The organism is Leptospira semungkisensis, from assembly GCF_004770055.1.
GTDB lineage: Bacteria > Spirochaetota > Leptospiria > Leptospirales > Leptospiraceae > Leptospira_B > Leptospira_B semungkisensis.
In genome coordinates this window covers 23621-48194 of record NZ_RQEP01000019.1, presented here as the reverse complement: position 1 = coordinate 48194, position 24574 = coordinate 23621, and the positions used below count along the sequence as shown (strand labels likewise).

Annotated in this window: 24 protein-coding genes and 1 tRNA gene; 21 read left to right on the top strand and 4 right to left on the bottom strand. The window is 43.3% G+C overall.

The features are described 5' to 3' along the window. The first annotated feature begins 4 nt into the window (after nt 1-4). The 3 genes from EHO59_RS14595 (at nt 5) to EHO59_RS14585 (ending at nt 1893) form a co-directional block, all read left to right on the top strand. Nucleotides 5-1189 carry an HD-GYP domain-containing protein gene (locus EHO59_RS14595; RefSeq protein ID WP_135589199.1) on the top strand — a complete coding sequence of 395 codons (1185 nt, stop codon included), beginning with the start codon at nt 5-7 and terminating at the stop codon, nt 1187-1189. A gap of 52 nt (nt 1190-1241) precedes the next feature. Next, nucleotides 1242-1601 (top strand): YraN family protein, encoded by a 360-nt coding sequence (locus EHO59_RS14590; RefSeq protein ID WP_135589198.1) that lies wholly within the window; start codon nt 1242-1244, stop codon nt 1599-1601. Between the two features lie 94 nt (nt 1602-1695). Next, entirely contained in the window at nt 1696-1893 is a 198-nt protein-coding gene (locus EHO59_RS14585; protein WP_135589197.1) for a hypothetical protein, read from the top strand. 35 nt (nt 1894-1928) lie between these two features. Here EHO59_RS14585 and EHO59_RS14580 read toward each other — a convergent pair whose 3' ends face one another. Further along, nucleotides 1929-3464: a YifB family Mg chelatase-like AAA ATPase gene (locus EHO59_RS14580; RefSeq protein ID WP_135589196.1), complete on the bottom strand. Its 1536-nt coding sequence runs from the start codon at nt 3462-3464 to the stop codon at nt 1929-1931. A 91-nt stretch (nt 3465-3555) separates the two neighbouring features. On the opposite strand from EHO59_RS14580, the gene EHO59_RS14575 reads away from it, so the two are divergent. The 14 genes from EHO59_RS14575 to gspN all read left to right on the top strand — a co-directional run bounded on the left by EHO59_RS14575 (nt 3556) and on the right by gspN (nt 17125). Then, entirely contained in the window at nt 3556-3921 is a 366-nt protein-coding gene (locus EHO59_RS14575) for a type II secretion system-associated lipoprotein (protein WP_167882124.1), read from the top strand. Then, a complete protein-coding gene (locus EHO59_RS14570) occupies nt 3890-4906 on the top strand; it encodes a M23 family metallopeptidase (protein ID WP_210413085.1) in 1017 nt (338 codons plus the stop codon). The genes EHO59_RS14575 and EHO59_RS14570 overlap by 32 nt, the downstream gene beginning before the upstream one ends. Nucleotides 4907-4988: 82 nt before the next feature. Beyond that, nucleotides 4989-5891 (top strand): general secretion pathway protein GspC, encoded by a 903-nt coding sequence (locus tag EHO59_RS14565; RefSeq protein WP_135589194.1) that lies wholly within the window; start codon nt 4989-4991, stop codon nt 5889-5891. A 7-nt stretch (nt 5892-5898) separates the two neighbouring features. Beyond that, nucleotides 5899-7695, top strand: a complete 1797-nt coding sequence (gene gspD / locus EHO59_RS14560) for a type II secretion system secretin GspD (protein ID WP_135589193.1) — start codon at nt 5899-5901, stop codon at nt 7693-7695. Nucleotides 7696-7698: 3 nt separating this feature from the next. Next, complete coding sequence (gene gspE, locus EHO59_RS14555) at nt 7699-9372, top strand: type II secretion system ATPase GspE (RefSeq protein ID WP_135589192.1); 1674 nt, start codon at nt 7699-7701, stop codon at nt 9370-9372. Nucleotides 9373-9377: 5 nt separating this feature from the next. Continuing rightward, on the top strand, nt 9378-10604 hold the full coding sequence (locus EHO59_RS14550; RefSeq protein WP_135589191.1) for a type II secretion system F family protein: 1227 nt from the start codon (nt 9378-9380) through the stop codon (nt 10602-10604). A 26-nt stretch (nt 10605-10630) separates the two neighbouring features. Continuing rightward, nucleotides 10631-11098 carry a type II secretion system major pseudopilin GspG gene (gene gspG, locus EHO59_RS14545; protein WP_135589190.1) on the top strand — a complete coding sequence of 156 codons (468 nt, stop codon included), beginning with the start codon at nt 10631-10633 and terminating at the stop codon, nt 11096-11098. Between the two features lie 7 nt (nt 11099-11105). Continuing rightward, nucleotides 11106-11672 (top strand): type II secretion system protein, encoded by a 567-nt coding sequence (locus EHO59_RS14540; RefSeq protein ID WP_135589189.1) that lies wholly within the window; start codon nt 11106-11108, stop codon nt 11670-11672. After that, the gene (locus tag EHO59_RS14535) at nt 11644-12195 is read left to right on the top strand and encodes a type II secretion system protein (RefSeq protein WP_135589188.1); all 552 of its coding nucleotides are present in this window, start codon (nt 11644-11646) and stop codon (nt 12193-12195) included. The genes EHO59_RS14540 and EHO59_RS14535 overlap by 29 nt, the downstream gene beginning before the upstream one ends. Further along, nucleotides 12195-12890: a type II secretion system protein GspJ gene (locus tag EHO59_RS14530; RefSeq protein WP_135589187.1), complete on the top strand. Its 696-nt coding sequence runs from the start codon at nt 12195-12197 to the stop codon at nt 12888-12890. Before EHO59_RS14535 ends, EHO59_RS14530 begins: the two co-directional genes overlap by 1 nt. After that, nucleotides 12887-14023 carry a type II secretion system minor pseudopilin gene (locus EHO59_RS14525; protein WP_135589186.1) on the top strand — a complete coding sequence of 379 codons (1137 nt, stop codon included), beginning with the start codon at nt 12887-12889 and terminating at the stop codon, nt 14021-14023. Before EHO59_RS14530 ends, EHO59_RS14525 begins: the two co-directional genes overlap by 4 nt. Next, complete coding sequence (pilM, locus tag EHO59_RS14520; protein ID WP_135589185.1) at nt 14023-15639, top strand: pilus assembly protein PilM; 1617 nt, start codon at nt 14023-14025, stop codon at nt 15637-15639. Before EHO59_RS14525 ends, pilM begins: the two co-directional genes overlap by 1 nt. 14 nt (nt 15640-15653) lie before the next feature. Further along, the gene (locus EHO59_RS14515) at nt 15654-16181 is read left to right on the top strand and encodes a hypothetical protein (protein ID WP_135589184.1); all 528 of its coding nucleotides are present in this window, start codon (nt 15654-15656) and stop codon (nt 16179-16181) included. A gap of 2 nt (nt 16182-16183) precedes the next feature. Continuing rightward, entirely contained in the window at nt 16184-17125 is a 942-nt protein-coding gene (gspN, locus tag EHO59_RS14510; protein ID WP_135589183.1) for a type II secretion system protein GspN, read from the top strand. Between the two features lie 245 nt (nt 17126-17370). Here the strand turns inward: gspN and EHO59_RS14505 are convergent, their stop codons facing one another. Further along, complete coding sequence (locus tag EHO59_RS14505) at nt 17371-20967, bottom strand: vitamin B12-dependent ribonucleotide reductase (protein ID WP_135589182.1); 3597 nt, start codon at nt 20965-20967, stop codon at nt 17371-17373. Nucleotides 20968-21186: 219 nt separating this feature from the next. On the opposite strand from EHO59_RS14505, the gene EHO59_RS14500 reads away from it, so the two are divergent. The 4 genes from EHO59_RS14500 to EHO59_RS14485 all read left to right on the top strand — a co-directional run bounded on the left by EHO59_RS14500 (nt 21187) and on the right by EHO59_RS14485 (nt 22867). Next, nucleotides 21187-21262 (top strand) — tRNA-Asn (locus EHO59_RS14500). 199 nt (nt 21263-21461) lie between these two features. Beyond that, entirely contained in the window at nt 21462-21953 is a 492-nt protein-coding gene (locus tag EHO59_RS14495; RefSeq protein ID WP_135589181.1) for a hypothetical protein, read from the top strand. A gap of 100 nt (nt 21954-22053) precedes the next feature. Then, complete coding sequence (locus tag EHO59_RS14490; RefSeq protein WP_135589180.1) at nt 22054-22422, top strand: DUF5684 domain-containing protein; 369 nt, start codon at nt 22054-22056, stop codon at nt 22420-22422. A 28-nt stretch (nt 22423-22450) separates the two neighbouring features. Beyond that, nucleotides 22451-22867: a DUF2752 domain-containing protein gene (locus EHO59_RS14485; protein WP_246052957.1), complete on the top strand. Its 417-nt coding sequence runs from the start codon at nt 22451-22453 to the stop codon at nt 22865-22867. A 141-nt stretch (nt 22868-23008) separates the two neighbouring features. On the opposite strand, the gene EHO59_RS14480 is transcribed toward EHO59_RS14485, so the two are convergent. Both EHO59_RS14480 and xseA read right to left on the bottom strand, forming a co-directional pair. Further along, nucleotides 23009-23296: an exodeoxyribonuclease VII small subunit gene (locus EHO59_RS14480; RefSeq protein ID WP_135589179.1), complete on the bottom strand. Its 288-nt coding sequence runs from the start codon at nt 23294-23296 to the stop codon at nt 23009-23011. Continuing rightward, entirely contained in the window at nt 23293-24570 is a 1278-nt protein-coding gene (xseA, locus tag EHO59_RS14475; RefSeq protein WP_135589178.1) for an exodeoxyribonuclease VII large subunit, read from the bottom strand. Before xseA ends, EHO59_RS14480 begins: the two co-directional genes overlap by 4 nt. Between the last annotated feature and the right edge of the window lie 4 nt (nt 24571-24574).

Genomic DNA, 24574 nt, shown 5'->3' with positions numbered 1-24574 from the left:
AAAAATGAAAAAACTAAGTGTATCCGAACTGAAACCTGGGATGAGATTTACGAAACCAGTGTATTTGGATAAGGAAAATCTATTTATCACCTCCAATACACCGATCACCGATTCGGATCTAGAGAGATTGAAACGTTTCGGGATCACTGAGGTTTTGACTCACGGAGATATTCTAGTGATAGATGTTCCTCCCGAGCATTTAGAGACCCAGCTAGAAGACTTTATTATCAGCACGATTGTAGATGAGGACCTTCTTCCTTTAAAAGGAATTTATGATAATCTAAATCGTATTAAAGTTCAATTCACGAATTTATACAAGAATACATTCAACCAAGTCCAGGATGTTTATAGAAAGGCTGCCGAGGACAAAACATTTGATTTCGGGCCAGTCAGAGAACAAGGAGAGGCTCTCGCAGATTTCGTCCGGGCTCATAATAATCTTTCTTATCTTATTCTGGGAATGAATAATCCCGGATATTATTTGTATAACCAGATCACGAACTCTACCTTATACGCTCTGATTATAGGAAAACTTTTGGATTTCTCTCGGCCCAAGATGGTAGATCTTGCAATCTCTTGCCTTGTTGCAGACGTGGGGATGACAAAAGTTCCTGCTACGATCTCCGAAAAATCCGATCAGCTTACGGATGAGGAATACAAATCGATCCTGAAGCATACAATTATTGGTTATCAGATCCTGACCCAAAGAATCAAGGTAAAGAACAGTCTCGCTGTGGTAGCATTGCAGCACCATGAAAGATTCGATGGAAAAGGCTATCCTCAAAAGTTAACTGGCATTGCGATCGAAGAAAATGCTAGGATTTATGCGATTGCCGATAATTTCTCTGCCTTAATTACGAATCGTCCTCATAGACAAAGGATTCTTCCTCACGAAGCGATCAAATCCATGATCAGTATGGATGTAGGCAAATTCGATCTCAAGATCGTTAGAACATTCTTAAATCAGGTTTCTCTCTATCCGGTTGGATCCTGTGTTGAACTTTCCGACAAAAGAGTAGGGATCGTTCTTGCAGCGAATTCAGACAAACCGCTTAGACCTTCTATTCGTATTATCAAAGATGAATACGGTACTTTTGTACGAAATTTGGTCTTGGTAGATCTTGTAAAAGAGAACCATTTGTTTATCGTAAAGGCTCTCGATCTGATCGATGCTACTACAAACCATTAAGTTTCCTTAAAAATTTTCGAGCACTCTCTCGTCTTCTCAACCGGTTTAGGATATGAAAGTATCTCAAAACCATAATCGAGAAAAAGGAAACTTAGGCGAAGAACTCGCAAAAGACTATCTGACCAAAAACGGTCACCAAATATTGGCGAGAAATTTCCGAACCCGAACAGCGGAGATCGACATAATCACTCTTCGCGAAAACGTCCTACATTTTATTGAAGTGAAGCATTGGACACAAAGAGAGGAGTTTGATCCTCTCGAAATCTTCACTCCACAAAAGATCCGTAAGATGAGGACCGCAGCTAAGCATTATTTGGAGAAGGACGTTTCTTTTAGAAACTATTTTGTCTCCTTCTGCCTGGCATTTATTAACGAAAAAAGGGAACTAACTTTTTATCTAAATCTATTCTAAAACCTTCGTTAAGCGAATCGAAAAAGGAGTCGATTTTCGAATTGTCTGCGGGTTCTCAAGGATGAGGACCTTAAATCGTTACAAGGAAGTAACTATGAAAAGCATCCAAATTCTCGGCAACTTGGCCGGGACCGATCCATTCGGTCCGGACCCAGTGATTCTGAGAAAACGAGGAGTTCCGATCAAAAAACGGAAGTTCGAGGACTACAAGAGAAAGATCGAGGACGAAAACTATATTGATTTCGCCATCGATAAGATCGCTATGGAGCTCTCCCACTTCTTGGCTAAGTAACCTACCACAAAAATAAACCGTCGAAAGAACGAAGCCTAGGAAACGGCCCTGTTTTCCGGAGACCATCCGGAATTCAGGAAAACAAGGGCCTCCTCCAAATGCTTCAGTTCAATCCCTTCAGAACCTTCCAGATCAGCAATCGTTCTCGCTACCTTCCTCGCATGAGAAAGTTTACGAATACTAAACTTCTCCTTAACGGAAATCTCCATTAAGAAATCATTACATGTTTCGTTCAATGGAATGAATGCTTCTACTTCTTCTCCTCGGATCCTTCCATTATACAGTTTTCCGGTTTGTTTGAATAATCTTTGTCTTTGCAAAAATGCAGCGATCCCGATCGACTCCCTGATTTTCTTCAGATTTACGGAGATCATTTTCTCTCCTCGATTTCCGGGCAGACTTAGATGATAAAAAATTTCGATCCGATCTAAAAAGGGTCCGCTAAAAGTAGCTTGGTAGTTTCTGATGGAAGTAAATGAGCATGTGCAGATCCGAACAGACGATCCATAATATCCGCAAGGACATAGATTCGTTGCTCCTAAGAATAAGAAAGAAGCGGGGTAGGTAACTGAACCCGAAATCCTAGCAATGGTTATTTTTCCTTCTTCCATCGGTTCTCTTAAAGCTTGTAAATTTCGTGAGGAGAATTCGGAGAGCTCGTCTAAGAAAAGAATCCCATGACTTGCAAGGGAAACTTCTCCCATTCTCAAATGAATGGAACCTCCTACGAGAGAGATGTCCGTAGCGGTATGATGTGGATTCCGAAATGGCCTTCTTACACTTCTATCTTGATTTCTTTCTTCAAAAGACCGCAGAGCCAATAGCTGGATTGCTTCGCTTTCGTCAGGATTTGGGAGGAGGGAATAGGCGAGCTTGGAAAGCATAGTCTTTCCAGTGCCGGGAGAACCGGAAAGTAAACAATGATGAAATCCGGCACTTGCTATCTGCAATGCTCTCAAAGCAGGCAGTTGACTCTTGTATAGATCGATCCGTTCCGGATAATTTTCAGTGCTCGTCTTCACGTTCCTTTTTGGTTCTTTTGAAATTCCTCCCTTCAACAAAACCTGCAAATCTTTCAGATGAGAGATCGCATACACCGGAATCTTGTCCTGAACGGATGCTTCTTCTTTGTTTCCCCAAGGAACGATTGCGCCTGCAAAATGAGAGCGAGAGGAGGCGAGTAAGATAGGCAAGATCCCTTTCAAAGGAAGGATGGAGCCGTCCAAGCCTAACTCTCCGAGTATTAGAAAGGTTTCTAATATTTCAGGCTCCGGCAATTGTCCGGTCAGGGCTAAGATCCCGGTCGCAATCGGAAGATCTAGATAAGTTCCTTCCTTTCTTCTGCCAGCAGGTGCGAGATGAACAAGTATATTACAAAGAGAATAATCGAATCCACTGTTCTCGATCGCGATCCGGATTCTGTCTCCCGATTCCTTGATGGCTGCAGTTGCGAGTCCAGTGATTGTGAACCTGGGAATTCCTCTTTTGATATTGATTTCTACTGAAACAGGAAAGGGATCTATCCCATCCAAGGATGCTCCAAACAATTTAGTTAGTCTTAGAGATTTCATACTAAGACCGGGTCCGAAAAAACCGGCCTAGTGCGCTTTTTTTCTAAAAACTAGTTTATCCCTTCCGGTCACTGAATATCTTTTGCATGAAATGGTGCGAATCCTAGCTCTTCTCCTGGCGCTTCTGACCCTTCAATGCAGTGCCCGGTTGATCAAGCAGGATAGATTGTTCGAGATCAATAACCACTACCAGGATAAGGTATACTCTCTCAAAAAAGACACAAAAGTATCCGCCAATGAGACATTCAAAAAGGGAATGCTAGTCCGAATCTATGTAGAATCGACTCCTTCCTTAATTAAAATCAAATGTTTCCCAGCTGACCAAAAAAGGGAACATGCGATCGGCAGGCTGCTTGCGTATCAGGTAAACGAGGATTTCGAGAAAAAGGCCATCAATATAGAGGATTTGGATAAGATCGTAGCAAATGAGCTCACGGAATACAAAAAGAAAAAATAAACGACCCATATTCCCTGGTTCAAGAAGGCAACCGGACGCGACCGATATTAAATATGTGAAACGGACGATTCTTTGCCTTCCCATTATATCCGCCATGGTGGCTTCGGCTTTATCGGCCGAGCCTTTAAAAAACTACGACACCGCGATCAGCGACTATGCGAATCGTGATTCTTCCTTCTTTACTGATAAGGAAGAGCGTAAGATCAAACAGCTATTCTCCCAATCTCCCGAAGAATGGGAGAATACGGACAAGTATTCTTCTCTCAGCTATAACAAGGATAAATCCAATCTGGAACTTCCTTCCTTTATTAGCATCAATCCAATTATATCTTCTAAGATCATCAACCAGAGTGGGATTATCTTCAAATCCTATGTGGTAAAACCGAAAGACACTCTATTCAGGATTGCTAAAGCTCTCAGGACCACGGCTGCCAAGATTACGGAAGCAAACGGTCTGAAGAAAGGTTCTGTCCTCAAAGTAGGGCAAAACCTGAGCATTCCAGTAAAGGTGGGTAACGCGTCCCGCCAGAAAGTAGAGTATAGAAGGGTGTTTCTTACCCCAGTCCTAAATTCCAGGATCACCTCTAGATTCGGAAAAAGAAAAGACCCATTCCATACCGGAGGCGGTGGCTATCATACAGGGATAGACCTCGCAGGCCCCCAAGGAGCTCCTATCTTAGCTTCCGCAGAAGGAACAGTAAGTTTTGCTGGAGTGAACGGCGGATACGGAAATTCTGTCATTATTGACCACGGAAACGGCTATAGAACCATGTATGCGCATTGCGCTAAAATTACCGTCGAAGAGGGAACGAAAGTTAAACCGGGAACGGTCATAGGTGCCGTAGGTCGTACAGGTTCGGCAACCGGTTCCCACCTTCATTTCGAGGTGTTCTATAACGGAAAGAGGATCAATCCTGAGGCAGCGCTCAGAAAGACCTTAAAAATTGTCACCAACCTAGATACTGGTAAGGTAGCAAAAATCTAGAGGTTCCCGAAAAAGAGCCGTCTCGAATGCAATTCGATCGGCTTTTTTTAACGTGATTCCTTAGGCAAATCCATAGGCGACGATGAACGCAATTTTCATAGAATTAAGAAAGCATACCTTTTATGCTCTGATCCCTATAGTCGTATTCTTTTCATTCTCTCTAGCCTATCTTTGCCGTGGTATTTTATTATTATTCCTGACCCCAGATGTGCAGACCGGTTCCGCTTCTGTAGCGGCAAGAAGACCAGTGAGTGCTCCGATTATTTCCATGGATTCTTATAAGGAAATGGTTACCGGAAACTTGTTCCGAGGAAGTCTTGCTCCTCTACCGGGAGAAGTTGCTGCAGGTGCAGCAGGCCCGGGAGCTCCCGGAGCTCCGCCTGATACTGGCGAAGGCGAGGACATGAGGGTCACAGGAACCCTAAGCGGACATTGGAGTTTTGCTCGGGTGACTATTTTAGAAAAAGGGAAACAATACGCAGAAGAATTCGCTACAGGCGAGACGATTGCAGGCTACAAAGTGAAATCCATTCTTCTCAATCATGTGGTTCTAGAAAAAGGCGGTTCTCCCTTGAAAGTGGAGATAGGCCAGACTCCTGGCGAAGCAAGAGCCAAATTAGGAGCGGTCGCACCAGGTGCAGGAGTTCCTTCTTCTCCTGATTCCGTTAAGAAGATACTATCTCGCCAAGATGTGAATAGAAAACTGGCAGATCCGACTGCAATTTATAAAAACGCTAGATTCGGTCCCTTCCTCGAGAATAACGTGATCGGTGGTTATAAAATTTATAGCATATCGAACGACCATATTTTTTATTCCCTAGGAGCAAGAAATGGGGACGTGATCCGCCGAGTGAATGGAATGCCTCTGAACGATACGGTTAAAATGATGGAGATATGGAATTCTCTCAAAACAACCGATAAGGTATCCGTAGATGTGGAGCGCGGGGGAAAGGTTTTGTCTTATGAATTTATTATCCGGAATTAAAGACTAGATGCGCCAAAAAGAATTAGGATCCAGATACTTTAGAAACGCGACTTTTATCGTCTTACTGTTATTTACCATGCAGGAAGATCTTTTTTCGCAATCTGCAAAAAAGAACAAGCGTGGCACTACAAGTGCAAGCACCTCTACGGAAGACAGTAAGGAGAGAACCTTCTTCGCGAACTGGAGAGATACAGAATTAAACGATTTTCTAAAGGGAATGAGCGCCATCCTGAAGAAGAATATTCTTTTGGATGAAAGTCTGAAAGGGAAGAAGATCACAATCATCTCCCAAAAGGAAATCCCAATAAAGAACGCATTTCCTTTCATGAAAGCAGTGTTGGAATCCATGGGATTCGCTGTGGTCGAAGAGACAGATCTGATCACTATCGTAAAACTCAAAGATGCTCTTGCCAGATCTCCTTATGTTCGAGTGGGCAAGGAGCCAATCCCTGAGGGAGAAGCTTCTGACAACCGGATCATCACCCAGATCATTCCTGTCGAGAATGTAAAGCCTGAGGAATTGGAGCCAATCCTAAAGCGTCTAACGTCTCCGAATACGGATATTATCGTTTATAGAAATACGAATACGATCGTTCTCTCCGGGTCCACTGCAGATATCAATAAGCTTCTGACTTTAGTAAATGAATTGGATGTAAGACCGGAAGAATCCGCACCAGGTGCAGTAGCATCTGCTGGAGACGTTCACATCTACACTTTGGAATATAGCGAATCCGAAAAAATCGCGGCCACTCTGATTAAATTGGACTCTCCGAATGTGGGTGATTCTCCAACGCCGGTAGGCGCTCCTGGAGCTCCGGCTCCTCCAGCACCTAAGGTGGAGAAGATAAAAGCCGTAGGTCATAAAGAATCCAACTCAGTCATCGTAACAGCAACGGAAGCAGAATGGAATGAGATCAGAAAGATCATCAGGATCCTAGACTCTGCAAGAAAGCAAGTGCTCTTAGAAGTTCTGATCGTGGAACTTTCTTCTACCGATACAAATGACTTCGGTATCGATTGGAGATTCCAAGGACAAGGTCCTTATAGCCAGTTCAACTCAGGACTCGCAAAAGAAGGAAATATTATTAACTCAAGTGGTAGGATCAATCCAAACCTAAACACATTGTCCGGTTTCTCCTTAGGATTTGTGCAAGCTGGTGCCCAGCAGATCTTGGGGATCTTAAGTGCGAACCAAGGAAATGAAAACTTTAACGTATTATCCGCACCTCAGGTACTTACCCTGGATAACCAAGAAGCGGAGATCAACGTAGGTCAGGACGTTCCGGTAAGGACCCAAAGTAGGAACGCAGGTTTGGGTGGTGCAAACGCAGTGACTGTGGACAACTACGAGTATCGTCCGACGGGTATCAAACTCAAGTTCACTCCTCACGTGAATAAGAATAACAAGATTACTTTGGATCTATTACAAGAGATCAAGAATATCGCCTCCATCGCTCTTGCAGGAGGAAACCCTACTTTCAACAGAAGGGAAGTAAAGACCACCATTACTATCGATAACAGACAAACGATTGTGATCGGGGGTTTGATCTCTAGCGATAAACAGAAGCGTCTCATCAAGATCCCTTTGCTCGGAGATATTCCTTATTTGGGATGGATCTTCCGCAGAACCACGGAACAATTAAAAAAGACCAATTTAATGGTTTTTATTACCCCGCATATCTTGGATAATCGAGAGCATGCTGATAAAATGACTGTTAAGAAGAAACTCCAGCAAGAAAGATACGAGCTCGAGAGAGAAAGAGTTTTAAATAAGGAATCAACCATTAAGGAACGCGGAGAGTAAATAGTGAAAACGCTAGGGGACATTCTCGTCGAGGACGGAGTCATTTCTGCAAAGGATCTGGAAGATTCCCTCAAACTGCAGAAGAAGAACCATCTACCCCTAGGTCATATTCTCCAGAAAAAAGGAATAGCCGGAGAGATAGATGTTCTTAAGGCTATGGCCCGACTCTACAGAATGGAGTTCCGCGAAAAACTGGAGTTCAAGGGAATGGAAGAGGTATACGATCGTATTCCTCTTAAGCTCATCCAAAAAAGTAGATTAGTCCCTTTCGAACTGAATAAGAAAACGATCAAGGTAGCAGTTTCCGATCCCACCGATCTGCATCCGATGGATGATGTTCGTTCTAATTTAAGAGAATTTAAAGTAGATTTCATCCTCGCTCCTGAACCGGAGATCATGAGGATTATCCATTCCCAATTCGATACTACTTCCGCAGCTGCGAAAGATCTATTGAATGAGATGGAGGGAAGTTTCTCCGAGCTTGCAGAAGGTTTCGACAACGAGACAATCGATCTTTCGGATGATGCGCCCATCATCAAGATGGTGAACGTGATCCTTTCTCAAGCAGTAAACGAAAGGGCATCGGATATTCACGTTGAGCCTTACGAGAAAAGCCTGGTGGTCCGTTACCGTATAGATGGTATCTTGCATAATGTTCTAACTCCTCCCAAATCGTATCATGCAGGGATCACTTCTCGTATCAAGATCATGTCCAACCTGAACATTGCGGAAAACAGGCTTCCTCAGGATGGTAGGATCAAACTGAGATTGGCCGGAAAGGATGTGGACATTCGGGTCTCCACCATTCCTTGTCAATTCGGAGAACGTATCGTTATGCGTCTCTTAAATAAGACGGACCAAAAATATTCCCTATCTACCATGGGATTCTATCCGGAACTCGTTAAGACATTACAGACTCTGATCTACGAACCGCATGGGATTATTCTTGTTACTGGACCAACAGGATCCGGAAAATCTACCACTCTGTATTCTGCACTTACCGAGCTGAATACGGAAGAAAGAAATATTATCACATGCGAAGACCCAGTGGAATACCAGATCGAAGGCGTTTCCCAAATGCAAATGCAGGAAAAGATCGGACTGACTTTCGCTACAGGTCTTCGAGCCATTCTTCGTCAAGACCCGGATGTCATCATGGTAGGGGAGATTCGGGACGAAGAGACCGCAAGGATCGCGATCCAAGCTTCTCTTACTGGTCACTTGGTTTTCTCCACGCTTCACACGAACGATGCGGCTTCCGCAGCAACCCGTTTGATCGATATGGGGATTGAGCCTTACTTGATCACTTCTACAGTGCTTGGGTTTATGGCGCAACGTCTTGTAAGGACTATCTGTCCTCAATGCAAGACTTCCTACAAACCGACTCCCGCAGAATTAGAATCCATCGGTATCGCCAAGAAGGAATTGAAAAACGGAGTTCTCTACAAGGGAACGGGCTGCTCTCATTGTATGGGCACAGGCTTTAAGGGAAGAACCGGAGTTTACGAATTCCTGATCATAGATACGCCAATCAAGAACGCAATCCTCGCCGGATCAGACACGAATAAGATCAACGAAGTGGCCTTAGAGAACGGGTTCACTACTATGAGAGAATATGGTATCCGTAAGGTAATCGATGGAGTAACTACTCCGGATGAAGTGTTAAGGGTCACTTAAACCCAATGGCTCTTTTTACTTATACAGCCTTTAATAAAAAAGGAAAAGAAGAGAAAGGGATTATAGACGCCCCGAATCTGCAATCTGCTCGGACAAAGCTGAAGGGCAAGGGCCTGTATGTAAGACAGATCTCTGAAGATGCAGAAAGAAAGGACAGGGAACTATTTCCGTTCTTAGCTAAATTTCTCTATCGAGTTCCTAAAAAGATCATAGGACTCTTTTCGAGACAATTAGGGACTCTTTTAGGAGCAGGGATCCCCTTAGACAAATCCCTCTCTAATATCATCGAACAGACGGACCACGAAGTGTTCCGCAAAGTGGTAGTCGCTATGCAAGCGGATATTACCGAAGGTAGCTCTCTGTCCGATGCAATGAGAAAACACCCAGATGTTTTTCCAAGCCAGTATCCTTCTTTAGTTTCTGTGGGAGAAAGAACAGGGGATTACGAGACCGCTCTAATCCGACTTGCAGAAATGGAAGAAAAGAACCTTGAATTAAAAGGAAAGGTTACGACTGCATTGGTCTATCCTGCGATCATCTTTATTTTATTGCAGATCGTGATTATATTTCTTCTAACTACTGTTGTACCTCAGATAGAACATCTATTCGTAGAATTCAATGCTACCTTGCCGATGATCACTCGGATCGTGCTTGGGACTTCTCAGCTCATTACCGGTTGGTGGTTCATTCTATTTCCTGCAATTGGCGCAGGAATAATAGGTTTCTTTTTTTATAAGAGTACTCCCGAAGGAAAAGAAAAATGGGAAAAATTCGTATTAAAGATCCCTATTATACGAACTCTGAATAAGAAAGTTTTGATCTCGAATTTCGCGAGAAACCTAGGGATCCTTCTTACGAACCGAGTTCCTCTTATTATTTCATTACAGATCGTGGAACAGATCGTAAACCATTCAGTCTTCGGAGAGGAAATACGTAACGCAATCGTCCGAATCAGAGAAGGAGAGAAGCTTTCTTCTTCCTTCGCAAATTCAGAGATCCTTCCTCAATTAGTATTGGGGATGATGTCTGCGGGAGAGGTATCTGATAGGGTCCCCGAAATGTTGAATAAACTCGCAGAGATCTACGATACGGAAGTAGATACTTCCCTCAAAAATGCGACCCAAGCGATAGAACCGTTTATGCTGGTTTTTATGGGATTCGCGATCGGAATTATTATGGCTGCAATCATCGTCCCGATGTTCAGCTTGACCCAGAACTTACAAGGGATTTAAAATTAGAATCAGTAGGAGAACCGACTTTGAAAACGGGAAATAAAAGAAGAAAAGGATTCACTCTTATCGAGTTAGCCATTGTGGTCGCTATTTTGGGAGCCTTGATGGCAATCATCATCGTAAACATCGACATCACCGGCGTGAATAACGATACAGCAGCTCTGAAACTCCGCAAGGACAAGCAAGAGCTTAGAATGCATTTGGAAAGATACGCGCAGAAATTCGGGAACTATCCTAGCGAAGACCAAGGGTTAGACGCTCTTGCAGAGAAGCCTACTACAGGAGATGTTCCTGAAGACTGGAGACCTATGGTCAATAGCAAAGACGTATTGAAGGACCCTTGGAAAAATCCTTATAAACTTAGGTTCGATAATTCAGGAGATATCCAGATCCTCACTTACGGAAGAGATAAGGTAGAAGGTGGAGAAGGAGATAATGCCGACTTCGACATTATGAAAGAAGAGGAATATCCACCTCAGTTCTCCAAAAAATAATCCGACTATGCGCACGGGGACCAACAGGAGACGTTCCGGTTTCACTCTAATCGAGCTTGCAATCGTAGTATCCTTGATCGGAGTCATGTTCGCCCTCGTGCTTCCTTCCTTAACAAGCCTATTCACTCCGGGAGCCCAAGAAGAAGCCATGGTGCTTCATGATGTGGTTACCTTCTGTTTTCGTAGAGCTAAGCTATACCAAAGAACAGTCTATCTTCAATTGAACATAGATACGGAAACCTACTCGGTCATAGATATGGACAGGGATGATACCGGTTTGAAAGAGCTACCCGTCTTTAAGGATAGGGAATTACCTAGCTCCTCTTCTATCGTAGATGTTATGGATGGAAGGGGATATAGATACGTGAACGGAAAAGTCCGTATTCCTTTTTCTCCTCTTGCAGTGTCCGAAGATTTTTATATCCATTTGGGTCCCGATCCAGAAATCAAGAGAACCTTGATCGTACGAAGATACGGTGGAAAGTCGGAAGTAAAAGATGGTGAAGTTCTGATCCCGAAAGAGAATCTAGAATGGTACAAACAAAATGAAACGTACGGCTCGAGCCAACTCTAAGAAGAAGTTTTTTCGAAGAAGACGATCCGGTTTTACCATTTTGGAAATGGTACTAGCGATCGGAATCGCTTCCGCTTGGCTTGCCTACGTGCTCATGACTGTTGCCGAAGGTGTGAGACTCAAGAAATTCGCAGCATTGCAAATGGAAGCAACTCACCTAGCGAAAATAAAAATGGCTCAGATCGATTCGGCAACCATTTTACAAGAAGATACTACTTCCGGAGAGATCCCAGGTTATAAGGACTGGAAATTCACAACAATTATCAAAGATGAAAATCTAGATCTTCTCAAGCTTTCTGGAAAAGGCGGAAAAAAACCGGAGGATCTTTTAGGTGGGAACTCCGCTCAGAACGACCTGATTGCAAAGAGAACTGGAAATAATCAAGGCTCCGCAACAGGAGGTTTGATTAACGTATTCCATATCTATGTGACGATTGAATATCCTACCGGAGGAAGAGACCAGCAAGGAAATCTGGTCAAGGAACAATATACCGTCGAAACATTTAAGGCGAGGATGAATTGATGTTTTCTTCTTCTCGCATTAGAATTCGCGTTATACGAAATCGATACAGATCCGGGTTTACTCTGATCGAACTCGTGATTGTCGCAGCACTACTCGGATCTCTACTCGTGATGGTATTCGGGACCTACACTTCTATTTTAAAGATCACAAGAGATAATTCCAGTAACGAAGGTGTAGAAAGAGAAAAGGCGATCTCTGCAATTGAGAATGTCCGAAGCACATTGTCCATGGCATTCTATTTTCAATCGGAGAAGAGACTGGTATTCGTGAGCAGAAAGGACCGCAAATCCGAAGATGGTAAAAAACATCCGGGAGAAAGTTCTAACGATCAATTCATAGTGTTTGCCGCTGTGCATCCCAACTCAGAAGAAACCGCATTGCCCGAAGTAAGAGAAGTGGAGTATTTCCTAAGAAAAAAAGAAGGCTCCGAGTCTGATTTCTATACTCTTGTAAGAAGAGAAGATGCAATCGTAGATAAATATCCGTTTGCTGGCGGATTAGAATACGAACTACTCGACAATGTAAAAAGCATGTCCTTCAAATTCTCCCGCACAGGGACCAAATGGGAAGATGAATGGGACTCCAGAGAAAGTAAGAACATTCCTCGCTTGATCAGAATAGAACTCATCGCAAATTTAGGATCCAAGGAAAGAAGATTCGAGACCTTGGCGTTTCCGGGGATGCTTATCAAATGAATTCATCCAAGGGCTTAGGAATGAGAGGCACAAGACTTTCCAGAAGAAGGGGAGCAGTGGTCATGCTTCTTGTATTCGGTGTGGGAGTAGCTGCGATCACTACCACCTTGGACTTCGCAGACAGATCCGTTTCCGAATACAAAATTTCTCAAGGAGAAATGTCCGGATTTCGAGCTCTTCTTCTTGCTAAAGCGGGATTCCAAGGAGGGCTTGGAGCTCTACGAAAAATTCCGGAAGAACAGCTCTACCAATCTGGGATCGGTTTAAATCCTCCACCAGTTCCTTTAGGCGGAGGGTTTATCTATTATAAGCTCCAAGGCGAGGACGGAAAAATAAATCTGAACTCAGTCTACAATACCGATACCAAAGATATCAATTTGAGAAACCAGGAAATGGCTCAAAGGCTTTTGGAAAGATTGGGATTGAAAAGAGATATCTTGAACCCACTCATCGATTGGCTGGATGATGACAGCCAGGGAAATTCAGAATCACCGTATTACGAAAAATTGATCCCTCCTCGTAAGATCAAGAACGGATATTTGTATTCTCTTTCCGAACTGACTTCTGTAAAAGGATTCGATCCTAAGATCGTCTACGGTTCTCAAAAACCGCCCGACTATGATGAGAAAAATTCCAAAGATTTCATGACGGATGAGGAGAAGAGTCTGGTCACAGACGCCGATTTCGTGGTAGCCAATAATTTTACCGCCTTCGTCCCATTCCAGAGGAACTACGACGATAGAATCAACTTGAACGCCGCGCCTTACTTCGTTTTAATGTCTCTATCCGATTTTATGACCAGACAGGCGGCCCTGCAGATCATGAAATTGAAGATCAAGAAGGGTGGCTATCTGAAGGAAACCAAGGACCTTGAGACAGTACCTGAGTTCCAGGTGCCTTCTGTGGGAGGCCTTTCCCTGTATAAAGAACTTGCGGGAGAGGGAACCGATGTCTCGGGAGGAAGGATCAAATCCAAAGGGGAAATATACAGAATCACAGCCGTCGGAGAAGTGGGACTTAACTCAAATCAAAATAAGAACGCGGACGTTCTTGCCGGAAAGAAAGTCGTAAGACGGATCACCGGGATTTTTGATTTAACAAATAACATCATGCTATATTATAGAGAAGATTAATGTTCTTATATGAAAAATTCCTAGCGGTGGATTATGGAACTACCTCGGTTAAAGGGGCCTTATTCCAGAGAGTCGCAGGCAATCTTACACTACTGAGATCCGAAAGTATGCCGATCTCTCGGATGGAAGAAAGGGAGTATGAAACCAATATACTCCGATTCTTGAATACCTATTTTCCGGGAGAGAATGCACTCGTTCTTTCTCTTTCCTTAGATAAACTCTTTGTAAGAGAGATTTCTATTCCCTTAACTACCGAAAAGGCAGTAAAAGAAGTCATTCCATTTGAAGTAGAAAGTAGGGTTCCTTTTCCAATGGAAACCGTAGAGGTATTGGGTTCCGTATGGAGAATCGACCAGGATAAATCGGATGTGATTACGTATACTGCTCATCATTCCGAGTTCGATACATTGGCTTCTCCTTTTTTGGAATCTACAATGGTATTTCGTGGGATCTTCGTAGACTCCGTTTGCCTCGGATCTCTTATCCCGAAACATTTAGGAAAAGAGATCCCTTTTTCTAATGTGGCTCAATTGGATATTGGGGGAAGAAGAACCATTCTGAACGTAAGTAAGGATGGTAAGATAGCCCATACGCGTTTTCTTTCTCTTGGAGGAGAAGCACTTACGGAAGAAATTTCTAAGGCGTTAAAGATTTCCAAAGATAAGGCAGAAGCTCTTAAGACCAGTATACAATTCGAACCATTTCATTCCCCAGAAGACGGTCTCAACTTATTCGCGAAAGAATATAAACTGAAAGTAGCGGATATCAAAAAAGCATTTGGCATAGCCCAAGAATTCTTCTTAGCTTTAAGCGAAGAAATCAGAAGAAGCTTTCTATCTCTCGAAGAAACAGAAAGACCTGAAGTTATCTATCTTTCCGGTGAAGGAAGTAAGATACGAGATCTAGAATCTTTCTTAGGAGAAGATCTTGGAGTCCAGGCAAGAAGATACGATTTCTTATCTCCGGATCCGGATCGATTTGCCACCGCCTTTGGAATGGCTCACCAGCTTGTTCTATCAAAAAAAGCTAAAATAGATTTCTTAGAAACTCCTTATGTAAAGAAGCTAAACAAGAATTTATTCGATCTTTCCGCGTTTAAACCGCACATGATCCTTTCCGGAGTCTCCATATTTCTTCTGATTGGAGTGTTCTTCCTAGGGATTTTTTCAGACCGAAAAAAACTCACGGCTGCAAACAAGGTCTTAGCGGATAAGGTTCGCTCCGGCACAGGCTCAAGTGTTCCAATGGATACTGATCCTTTGGATTACGCGAAAGGTTTAAGGGACGGTGCAAAGCGTAAGACAGAACTCTATCGTAAGTATCTTTCCAAGCCTACGGTATTGGACGTGCTTCATGAGATTTCCTTAAACTTTCCAGATCCGGGAATGCAAGCATTCCTATTCCAAAATATCACTTATGATAACGGAACGGTTTCCATCCAAGGTTCTGTGAACGAGATCTCCGAAATAGGAGTGATCCAAAGATCCTTGGAAAAATCCCAGATGTTCAAAAAGATCAGCTTGGAAAATAACAGATCGAATTACGGCTTAAAAACGTACAAGGTATCTTTCACCATTAAGATGGAGGTGGCGTCCAAAACCGGGGAATCCGAATAAGGGACGAACTCTTTATGTGGCAGAAACTAGAACCTAGAGAACGTTTACTCATACTGGTCGCAGCAGGAGTACTCTCGTTTGCGCTAATCTTCTTAGCCATTCGAAAAGTTTATAAGATGCGATCCGAGCTGGGAGAAAGGGTCAATGATACTCCCGGAATGATCGTGAAGCTGGATAAGATTATATCCGAGTATCTGTATTTCCATTCCTTGGAGAATGTGAACAGCGGAGAAAGAGACCAAAGTGAATTTTCCGCCAAGTTGGAAAGGATCTTTATGGAGCATGGTATAAAGGACAGGATCTCGACCATGCGACCCGTGCCGGCAAAACAGATCGACAAGGGAAAATACCAGGTCATCGTATTCGATGTAAACTTCAGAGGCGTTCCATTAGAGACCATGCTTGCAGTTGTATATGATATAGATAAGGGCAACAAGGTGAACGCAAGAGTAGAATATTTTCAGACGAACAAACCTTACCAAGATAGAAATACATACGATATAAGCATGAAAATAGCAGCCTATAGTGTGGTTGGAAAATAAATATGCCTCGCGAAAAAAATATAGAAGAGGAAGAAATCATCTCTAACGAGGAAGAAGAATTCCTAACCATGGAATTAGAAGATCTCCCTCCTGAAGATGCAGAAGAGGACGCTCCTAGATTTTCCCTAAAACAAAAACTGATTCTGATAGGATCGGGCATCTTCTCCTTTCTGTTATTTCTGATCTTATTATTTCCGTATGAGAATATAGTTCGTCAGGTACTGAATTCTTCCTCCAACCAACCAAGCATGGTCTTCTTCAGGGAATTGTCGGTCTCCGTTTTACTGGGAGAAGTTTCCGTTAAATCTCTGGAGATCATGGGCCAAAGTTTTAAAATGAGAGCGAATAAGGCCGAGATCCAAGCAGGTTTGATTTCCTTGATGCGCAAGAAGATCAATGGAGATTTTGATATCAGCGGAATCAAAGTGGAATATGACGGAGACCAAGTCGGTACAATCGACGCATTAGAAGGACATCTAAAATTAGATTCACTTATAGTTCCTGCGAGTAGATACAGCGGCTCCTTTTCCTTAAAAATGCCGGATGGAAGCAGAGGATTTCTACCTGGAATGCCGGAACTTCCGGTCTTGGGAAAGGTGGAAAATTTCAGGATCAATAAGATAATGATCAATTCCAAATTGGACCAAGGAAATCTGGATTTTGAAGAATTTCTAATAGATACTTCGATAGGACGATTGGATCTGCACGGAAATCTAAGGCTCGCAGACAATTTTGCAAACTCTCAATTGAATCTTCGCATTTGTTTCGAATTAGAAAGAGACTTTGCTTCAGAAAGAGAGGATATCGCAGGAATGCTTGCTCTCTTAGAAAAGAGTGGGGGAGGGAAATGTCTTCCTATTACCGGTCTCGTCCAAAGACCTGAAGTCAAGATCCCAGGCCTGAACGGTCCACCTTCTCTTCCGAATGGCGGCCTAGTCCCTTAATCGATAATCGATTTAGCTTTTGAATTTTTCAGGGAATATATTTTAAGAACAAATTCATTCAGAAAGATTCAGCTCTTCCTAAAAGTTCCGTACAAATAAAAAAGCCCAGGTTTAAATCACCCGGGCTTTTTCATATAAACGAAGTTTTTAAAGTTTGGAAGAAAAGAGAATCCAAGAATCCTAATGCGTTTTTCTCAGAGTCTTATCCTCTCTATCCAACGTTCAAATCATCAAGCTTACTCTCATCAGGAGCAACCAGTGGTCGCTCCGCAGGACATACATTTCAAGCAAGAACCGTTTCTTACCATTTCGAAAGACCCGCACTCAGTGCAGGAATCTCCAGTATAACCCTTGATCCTTGCAAGCTTGATCTCTTCCATCAAAGCGATTCCTGAACTCGGTTTTTCCGTCCTCATCATCTGAGAATAGGAAATCGTTTCCGGTTCGGATTGAGGAATAGTTTCCGCAGGGGAAGCTACCTCCTGAACAGAAGAAGCAGGTTTCGGTTGGATAGATTCAGAAGATTTTCTAGAGCCGATCTCGTCCCCTCTCAAATCTTCAGGAGCTACCTGACCCAAATCGTATCTTCCAAGATAGGTGATTGCCAGTTCTCGGAAAATGAAATCGATCACGGAAGTACTCATTTTGATATGTTTGTTTCCGGTCACGATACCATTTGGCTCAAACTTGAAGAAAGTGAATGCGTCCACGAACTCTTCTAAAGGAACTCCGTGTTGCAATCCGAGAGATACGGAGATCGCAAATGCGTTCATCAAACTTCTAAACGCTGCTCCTTCCTTATGCATATCCACAAAGATCTCTCCGAGCTGTCCGTCTTCGTATTCTCCGGTTCTCAAGTAAACTTTGTGTCCACCTACAACCGCTTTCTGAGTATAACCTGCGCGTCGGTTCGGGAGCTTGCGTCTATGAGAGATGTATTTGTATACAATCTTCTCCGCAAATTGAGAAGGATCTTTAGAAACCGCAGCTTCTGCAATCTCCTCTTGCTCTTCCAATTCGATCCCGTTTAGAAGCTCCATTACAGAGTTCAAAGGTTGAGAAAGTTTGGATCCGTCACGATAAAGAGCATTCGCTTTCACCATCATCTTCCAAGAGATATAGTAAGCGTTTTTGATATCTTCGATGGTTGCATCTTCCGGAAGGTTGATCGTCTTAGAGATCGCACCACTGATGAAAGGTTGAGCCGCAGCCATAGTACGGATATGAGACTCGTAGGAAAGATAACGTTTTCCGTATTTTCCGCACTTGTTCGCGCAATCGAATACCGGATAATCTTTCTCTTTCAAATAAGGAGCGTTCTCGATAGTCATCGTTCCGCAAACATAATCATTCGCCTTATTGATCTCGTCTTTGGAGAAGCCCAAATGCTCGAGTAAATTGAAAGCGAAGGTATCATAAGTCTCTTTCGCGATTCCCAAATTCTTTTGGAGGAAGTCTTCTCCCAAATTGAATTTGTTGAATGCGAAATTGATATCGAATGCGTATGGAAGGGAAGATTCTACCTTTTCGAGGATCTCGTTTGTGAATCCTTTCTCTTTGAGGCTTTGGGTATTGACAACCGGAGCCCCGTTCAGAGTGGCATGTCCCTTACAATAGTTCACAATAGACTCGATTTCAGAAGAAGAATATCCTAATTTACGAAGAGCTAATGGAACGGATTGGTTGATGATCTTGAAGTATCCACCACCAGCAAGTTTCTTGAATTTCACAAGAGCGAAGTCAGGCTCGATCCCTGTAGTATCACAGTCCATAACCAGACCTATGGTTCCAGTAGGAGCGATCACAGTTACTTGAGCGTTTCTGTATCCGAATTCTTCTCCCAGACTTAGAGCCTTGTCTGAATCCTCTTGAGCCGCTTTCAAAAGATAAGAAGGGCAGAATGCAGGATCGATTCCAACAGGCTTAATAGTCAGTCCTTCGTAATCCTCAGAAGGAACATTATAAGAAGCTCTTTTATGGTTACGGATCACTTGAAGCATGTGCTTCTTATTCTTTTCGTAACCAGAGAAAGGTCCGAGTTCCTTAGCCATTTCCGCAGAAGTAGCATACGCGGTCATGTGCATGATAGCGGTGATAGCACCGGTAATGGACATTGCTTCCTTAGAATCATAAGGAATTCCCATAATCATGAGAGCAGAACCAAGGTTTGCATATCCTAATCCAAGAGTACGGAATTTATAAGAAAGCTCCGCAATTTCTCTGGAAGGGAATTGAGCCATGGTCACAGAGATCTCAAGGATCACAGTCCAAAGTCTGCAAAGATAACGGAAACCTTCTACGTCGAAAACAAGTGTTTCCGGATCGATGAATTTCTGTAGATTCGCAGAGGCAAGATTACATGCAGTATTGTCCAAGAACATGTATTCTGAACAAGGATTGGACGCGTTGATCGCTCCATCTTCAGGGCATGTATGCCATTCGTTGATAGTAGTATGATACTGAGTTCCTGGATCTGCAGAAGCCCAAGCAGCAAATGAAATCCTGTCCCAAAGTTCTCTAGCGCGGATCGTTTTAGAAGGCTTAGGAGATCTTTTCTCTTTATGAGCCTTTTCTTTTTCCGTTCTATTGAATAAATGCCAAGGTAAGTCTTGTTCTACAGCATTCATAAACTCATTCGGAAGACGAACTGAGTTATTGCTGTTCTGACCGGAAACGGTATTATATGCCTCGGATTGCCAGTCGGTGGTTAACTCTTCGAATAGGATCTCTTTGTATCCTTGTTTCGCAAGATCGATCACTCTCTTGATATAATTATCAGGAATGAGTACCTTCTTAGCTTCTTGGATCTGTTTTTTCAGAGCAGAGTTTTTAGTAGGCTCGAAGCGATCAGGACCTTCCATCTCATAGCAAGCCTTCATGATCGCATTCAGATGGCGATTGTTCAGAATGGAACCGGTCACGAGAGAAGCTACCTTCTTCTCTTCTTCTACCTTCCAATCTACGAAACGATCGATATCCGGGTGATCCACATCCAAACAAACCATCTTGGCCGCACGGCGAGTGGTTCCTCCGGATTTGATCGCGCCAGCAGCACGGTCACCGATCTTTAAGAAACTCATGAGACCGGAGCTTTTTCCGCCGCCAGAAAGAGATTCGTTTTCTGCTCTTAGATTAGAGAAGTTCGTTCCAGTTCCGGAACCATATTTAAAGAGACGAGCCTCACGAACCCAAAGGTCCATGATACCGCCTTCGTTCACTAGATCGTCGTCCACACTTTGGATAAAACAAGCATGAGGTTGTGGATGTTCGTATGCAGAAGCGGACTTCACTAGTTTGCCACTAGTAGGATCTACATAGAAATGGCCTTGGGATTTGCCGTCGATCCCGTACGCCCAATGCAATCCTGTATTGAACCATTGCGGGGAATTAGGAGCAGCCATTTGAGAAGCGAGCATGTGTACGACTTCGTCGTAGAAGATCTTAGCGCTTTCCTCATCGGAGAAGTAGCCGTATTTGTATCCCCAGTACGTCCAGCATCCCGCTAAACGATGGAACACTTCTAGAGCAGAAGTCTCTCCGCCAAAGCGATCCTCTTGTTTCAAAGAGGTGAGTTTCTCTTGGTCGGGCTCGGAACGTTGTAACCATTCCGGAATGCCTTTTTCATCTACTTTTTTTAAGTATTTTGGCACTCCTTTGCGTCGGAAGTATTTCTGAGCGAGAATATCGACAGCAACTTGGGACCACTGATCGGGAACAAGTATATCCTTAGCTTCGAAAACGACAGAACCATCGGGGTTCGAAATCTTAGAATTCCGTTTTACCCAATTCAATTCCTTAAAAAATCCCGTATTGGGTGAAGTGAAATGTTTATTTAGCTTCATAGCATGCTCCTCAATGAAACTCCGGCAAAATATAGTGCGTTTTTTGGATTATGTCACGCTACTATAGCTTTCAAATTTTCCCATAGCACTTTTTCCAAAGCAGTTCTGTTTTCAGGGAAATTTCTTAGAGCAGGGCAGTTAGAAAAATACCTATGTCTCGAAGATTTTTCATTGCCAGCTCGCCTCATTTCTAAAAACTGGATTCTGCTACCGTGAAACTCCCCTTTAGCTCAGTCGGTAGAGCAAGTGACTGTTAATCACTGGGTCGCAGGTTCGAGCCCTGCAGGGGGAGCCAATTTCCTTCGCTTTTTCCAGCCTTATAAATAGAGATCCGCTCGGGTTTTTCTATTAGACCCTTATTACCCACATTTGTTTAGTTCTTTTGGATAAAATTTTTGATTTTGTCATCTAATGATAATTCGGAGATAGAAAGTATTTTAGGAACGAAACCCTGGTGACCGGGTTTCTTATAGAGAACGCTGAGCCATATCTGAATGAAATATTTATTAGAAACTAAGACCGTATTTCCCCTAATCGCACTCTTTCTCTCCATGGCATGCCATACTACAGGAGATTCGAGTAGCACGAGCGACAGTTCTGCCGCTTCTTTATTGTATTCCGCCTACGGGTCCACATTTACTCCTGTTCCCTCAGGAGGATGTTCTGATTCTACCATCAGTTCCTACACGATCAGTGTGGGAGGAACTACGACATTTTCCGGCCTAAGCTATTACTATTACTTCTTCCTTTTTACCGGGAATGGATCCAGCAATACCTTCAATGTCAACTTTACGACAGGAGAAGCGGATCTTTGGATCGGTTCCGAAAATGTGTCCCTTACCCCTACGAATTTCAGCGGAGTAGAGTTTACGAGCGAGAATGTGGGAACGGAATCCTACTCTGGAGTGAGCACAACTAGCGGAGATACCCGTTGTTTGGTCGTTCCGGTCACGGATGCGGGGTCCTTTACTTTAAGCGTGAACTAGCTTAGTTCGGATCGGAAATTAAAAATTTACCAGATTTTCTTCTTGCTTTCCGGAAAATAAAAATATACTTTCCGAGATTCTCATTTTTGGAGCATAAAAGATGGAAGAAAGTTCAGGTTCAGGGATTGGCGGTATTATAGTCCTGATCGTTTATCTAGCGATCGCAGTACTATTTATTTATTCCTTTTGGAAGATTTTCGAAAAAGCGGGCAAACCGGGTTGGGCAGCGATTATTCCCTTCTATAACCTATATGTTCTGTTAGAAGTCGTAGGAAGACCAGGCTGGTGGCTTCTTCTTTACTTCATTCCTTGCGTTAACTTGGTCGTCGCGATCCTAGTCGCAATCGATCTGGCGAAATCCTTCGGCAAGACTGCAGGTTATGCGATCCTGTTTATCTTTGCGGTAGGGTATCCTATTCTTGCATTCTCGGATGCGAAATATGCAGGACCGGCAGCTAAGTCTGCTTAATCTTTTCTCTCAGAAAGAGACCGGGTCTATGCCAGACTCGGTCTTTTCTCGCAGCATTCTTTTCATTCTAACTAAGAATGCCATTTTCCTCACCTTTCTCCTTGTTACTTGTGTATTGATCGCAAAGAATTTTCCTTTAGATACCGAATCCGAGTATTGGTTTACGGTCTGCTGGTGGAAACATCTCACCGGCTGGGATTGTCCTGGTTGCGGATTGAGTAGGGCAGTGATCTGCTTTTTTAGAGGAGATCTTTCTCGTTCTTGGGAATATCATCCGTATGGTATCCCGGTTTCTTTTTTAGGGATCTTTCTTTTCGGATTAAGATGGAATATTAGTAAAAGTGAATGGAAGAAATTCCTAAACGGAAAAAATTTCGGGATCTTTTCCTGGGTGTTTCTGTTAGGATTATTTGTTTGGTATTTTCAAAAACAATTTTTGAATTAAGAGGATCTTAGAGAAAGGATCCGATCTGTTATACTTTAAAGCGCAGAAAAACCGGTTCTTCTAAATTATAAATTTGTAAAGGTCAGTGCCCCAAAGTCGGCATGATCTTTCTAACGGGAACGGGGCCAGTCCCAACTTTCTTCAGAATAATTCTTCGTCAGTTGATGGAGGAGTAGCTGCTCTGGAAGAGGTTTCCGATTTAGGACTTGCGGTTTTCTTTTGGGTCTCTCCAGCGCCGGATTTAGACAGATATTCTATCTTTCCTTCGGCTTCGGCCAAGATGGATTGGCAGATTGTTTTTAATTCCATTCCTCTTTCGTAGGATTTAATACTTTCTTCTAGGGTCAATTGTCCTCTTTCCAAATTCTCAGCGATCTGCTCCAATTCGGTTAAGGCCTGTTCGAAACTAATTTCCGTCTTCTTTGTCATTTGATTTCACCCTGGTATGAGACTCGGATCCTTCCTTCCGCCAAAATGACCTCGAGTTCTTCCTCTTTCTCCAATTGGCTCGGAGAAGTAACGACTTTTTTTCCCTTCTTTCTAACTACGGAATATCCTCTCTTTAAGGTCCCTAAAGGAGAGAACCCATCCACCTTTCCTGAGAGAAGTTGGAATTCCTTTCTCTTTCTTTCCAATTGAGTCTTAAAGGAAGTCGATAGAGCATTTGCGATCGGCGTAAATCGGTTCTGCGAGGTCATGATATAATTTTTTCCCAGAAGATGGATGCGGGAGCTGATCTCATCCAACTGTAGGATCCTATCGTTTAGCATGGATCTAGGTTCTATGAATGCTTTCTTATTCGTAAGAATTCGTAGCTTTTCCTTTAAATTCACCGCTTGGTTCTTCAGAGCCGTCTTTAAACGGATTTCTATTTCGGAAAGTTCCGCTTCGACCGCTTCCATTTCGGGTACTGCCATTTCAGCCGCTGCAGTAGGTGTAGGAGCAAAATGATCGGCTGCCAGATCGGAGAGCACTGAATCAATCTGGTGGCCCACAGCAGAAATGATAGGCACTCTGGACTCGGCAAATGCAAGTACAACCTTCTCCTCATTGAATGCCATGAGATCCTCGTAGCTACCTCCGCCTCGGCCTGCAATGATGAGATCCACATCCCAACGAGCATCGTTCAATTCTCGGATCGCGCTCACGATAGAGTCAGGAGCTCCATCTCCCTGGACTAAGCAAGGAGAGATCAAAATATCTATCTTAGGAAACCTTTGTTTTGCGATCCGGATAATATCCTCGATCGCCGCTCCTGTGGGAGAAGTGGCAACACCTATCCTCCAAGGAAAAGCAGGGAGACTACGCTTTCTATCAGGGTCGAATACTCCCTGAGCCGCGAGCTTTTGCTTGAGAGCTTCTACTTGTAGCAGTAGATCTCCCTGGCCCAGCTCTTCTACTTTAGAAATATTTAAATTGTATTGTCCCCTAGGCTCGTAAACGGAAACAGTTCCGTACGCCTTAATCTCCATTCCGTTTTCAAGAGACTTTCCTTTATATCTTCCATTGCTATAAGAGAAGAAGGTACAGGCAATTAAGGATTTAGGATCCTTTAGATTGAAGTAAATATGACCTTGGTGAGATTTCGAATAATTCGAGATCTCGCCCTGCACGCAGATATTCCTGAGAATCTCCGGCCCGGTCAGTAACTGCTTGATGATGGAATTGACTTCCGAAACGGAAAGAGGTTTGCTTTCTTCCATCAGA

Excerpts from the sequence above, each read along its gene's own strand:
- EHO59_RS14595 (WP_135589199.1), top strand. The coding sequence starts at position 5 with ATGAAAAAACTAAGTGTATCCGAACTGAAACCTGGGATGAGATTTACG.
- EHO59_RS14590 (WP_135589198.1), top strand. The coding sequence starts at position 1,242 with ATGAAAGTATCTCAAAACCATAATCGAGAAAAAGGAAACTTAGGCGAA.
- EHO59_RS14585 (WP_135589197.1), top strand. The coding sequence starts at position 1,696 with ATGAAAAGCATCCAAATTCTCGGCAACTTGGCCGGGACCGATCCATTC.
- EHO59_RS14580 (WP_135589196.1), bottom strand. The coding sequence starts at position 3,464 with ATGAAATCTCTAAGACTAACTAAATTGTTTGGAGCATCCTTGGATGGG.
- EHO59_RS14575 (WP_167882124.1), top strand. The coding sequence starts at position 3,556 with ATGGTGCGAATCCTAGCTCTTCTCCTGGCGCTTCTGACCCTTCAATGC.
- EHO59_RS14570 (WP_210413085.1), top strand. The coding sequence starts at position 3,890 with ATGAGCTCACGGAATACAAAAAGAAAAAATAAACGACCCATATTCCCT.
- EHO59_RS14565 (WP_135589194.1), top strand. The coding sequence starts at position 4,989 with ATGAACGCAATTTTCATAGAATTAAGAAAGCATACCTTTTATGCTCTG.
- gspD (WP_135589193.1), top strand. The coding sequence starts at position 5,899 with ATGCGCCAAAAAGAATTAGGATCCAGATACTTTAGAAACGCGACTTTT.
- EHO59_RS14550 (WP_135589191.1), top strand. The coding sequence starts at position 9,378 with ATGGCTCTTTTTACTTATACAGCCTTTAATAAAAAAGGAAAAGAAGAG.
- EHO59_RS14540 (WP_135589189.1), top strand. The coding sequence starts at position 11,106 with ATGCGCACGGGGACCAACAGGAGACGTTCCGGTTTCACTCTAATCGAG.
- EHO59_RS14535 (WP_135589188.1), top strand. The coding sequence starts at position 11,644 with ATGAAACGTACGGCTCGAGCCAACTCTAAGAAGAAGTTTTTTCGAAGA.
- EHO59_RS14530 (WP_135589187.1), top strand. The coding sequence starts at position 12,195 with ATGTTTTCTTCTTCTCGCATTAGAATTCGCGTTATACGAAATCGATAC.
- EHO59_RS14525 (WP_135589186.1), top strand. The coding sequence starts at position 12,887 with ATGAATTCATCCAAGGGCTTAGGAATGAGAGGCACAAGACTTTCCAGA.
- pilM (WP_135589185.1), top strand. The coding sequence starts at position 14,023 with ATGTTCTTATATGAAAAATTCCTAGCGGTGGATTATGGAACTACCTCG.
- EHO59_RS14515 (WP_135589184.1), top strand. The coding sequence starts at position 15,654 with ATGTGGCAGAAACTAGAACCTAGAGAACGTTTACTCATACTGGTCGCA.
- gspN (WP_135589183.1), top strand. The coding sequence starts at position 16,184 with ATGCCTCGCGAAAAAAATATAGAAGAGGAAGAAATCATCTCTAACGAG.
- EHO59_RS14505 (WP_135589182.1), bottom strand. The coding sequence starts at position 20,967 with ATGAAGCTAAATAAACATTTCACTTCACCCAATACGGGATTTTTTAAG.
- EHO59_RS14495 (WP_135589181.1), top strand. The coding sequence starts at position 21,462 with ATGAAATATTTATTAGAAACTAAGACCGTATTTCCCCTAATCGCACTC.
- EHO59_RS14490 (WP_135589180.1), top strand. The coding sequence starts at position 22,054 with ATGGAAGAAAGTTCAGGTTCAGGGATTGGCGGTATTATAGTCCTGATC.
- EHO59_RS14485 (WP_246052957.1), top strand. The coding sequence starts at position 22,451 with ATGCCAGACTCGGTCTTTTCTCGCAGCATTCTTTTCATTCTAACTAAG.
- EHO59_RS14480 (WP_135589179.1), bottom strand. The coding sequence starts at position 23,296 with ATGACAAAGAAGACGGAAATTAGTTTCGAACAGGCCTTAACCGAATTG.
- xseA (WP_135589178.1), bottom strand. The coding sequence starts at position 24,570 with ATGGAAGAAAGCAAACCTCTTTCCGTTTCGGAAGTCAATTCCATCATC.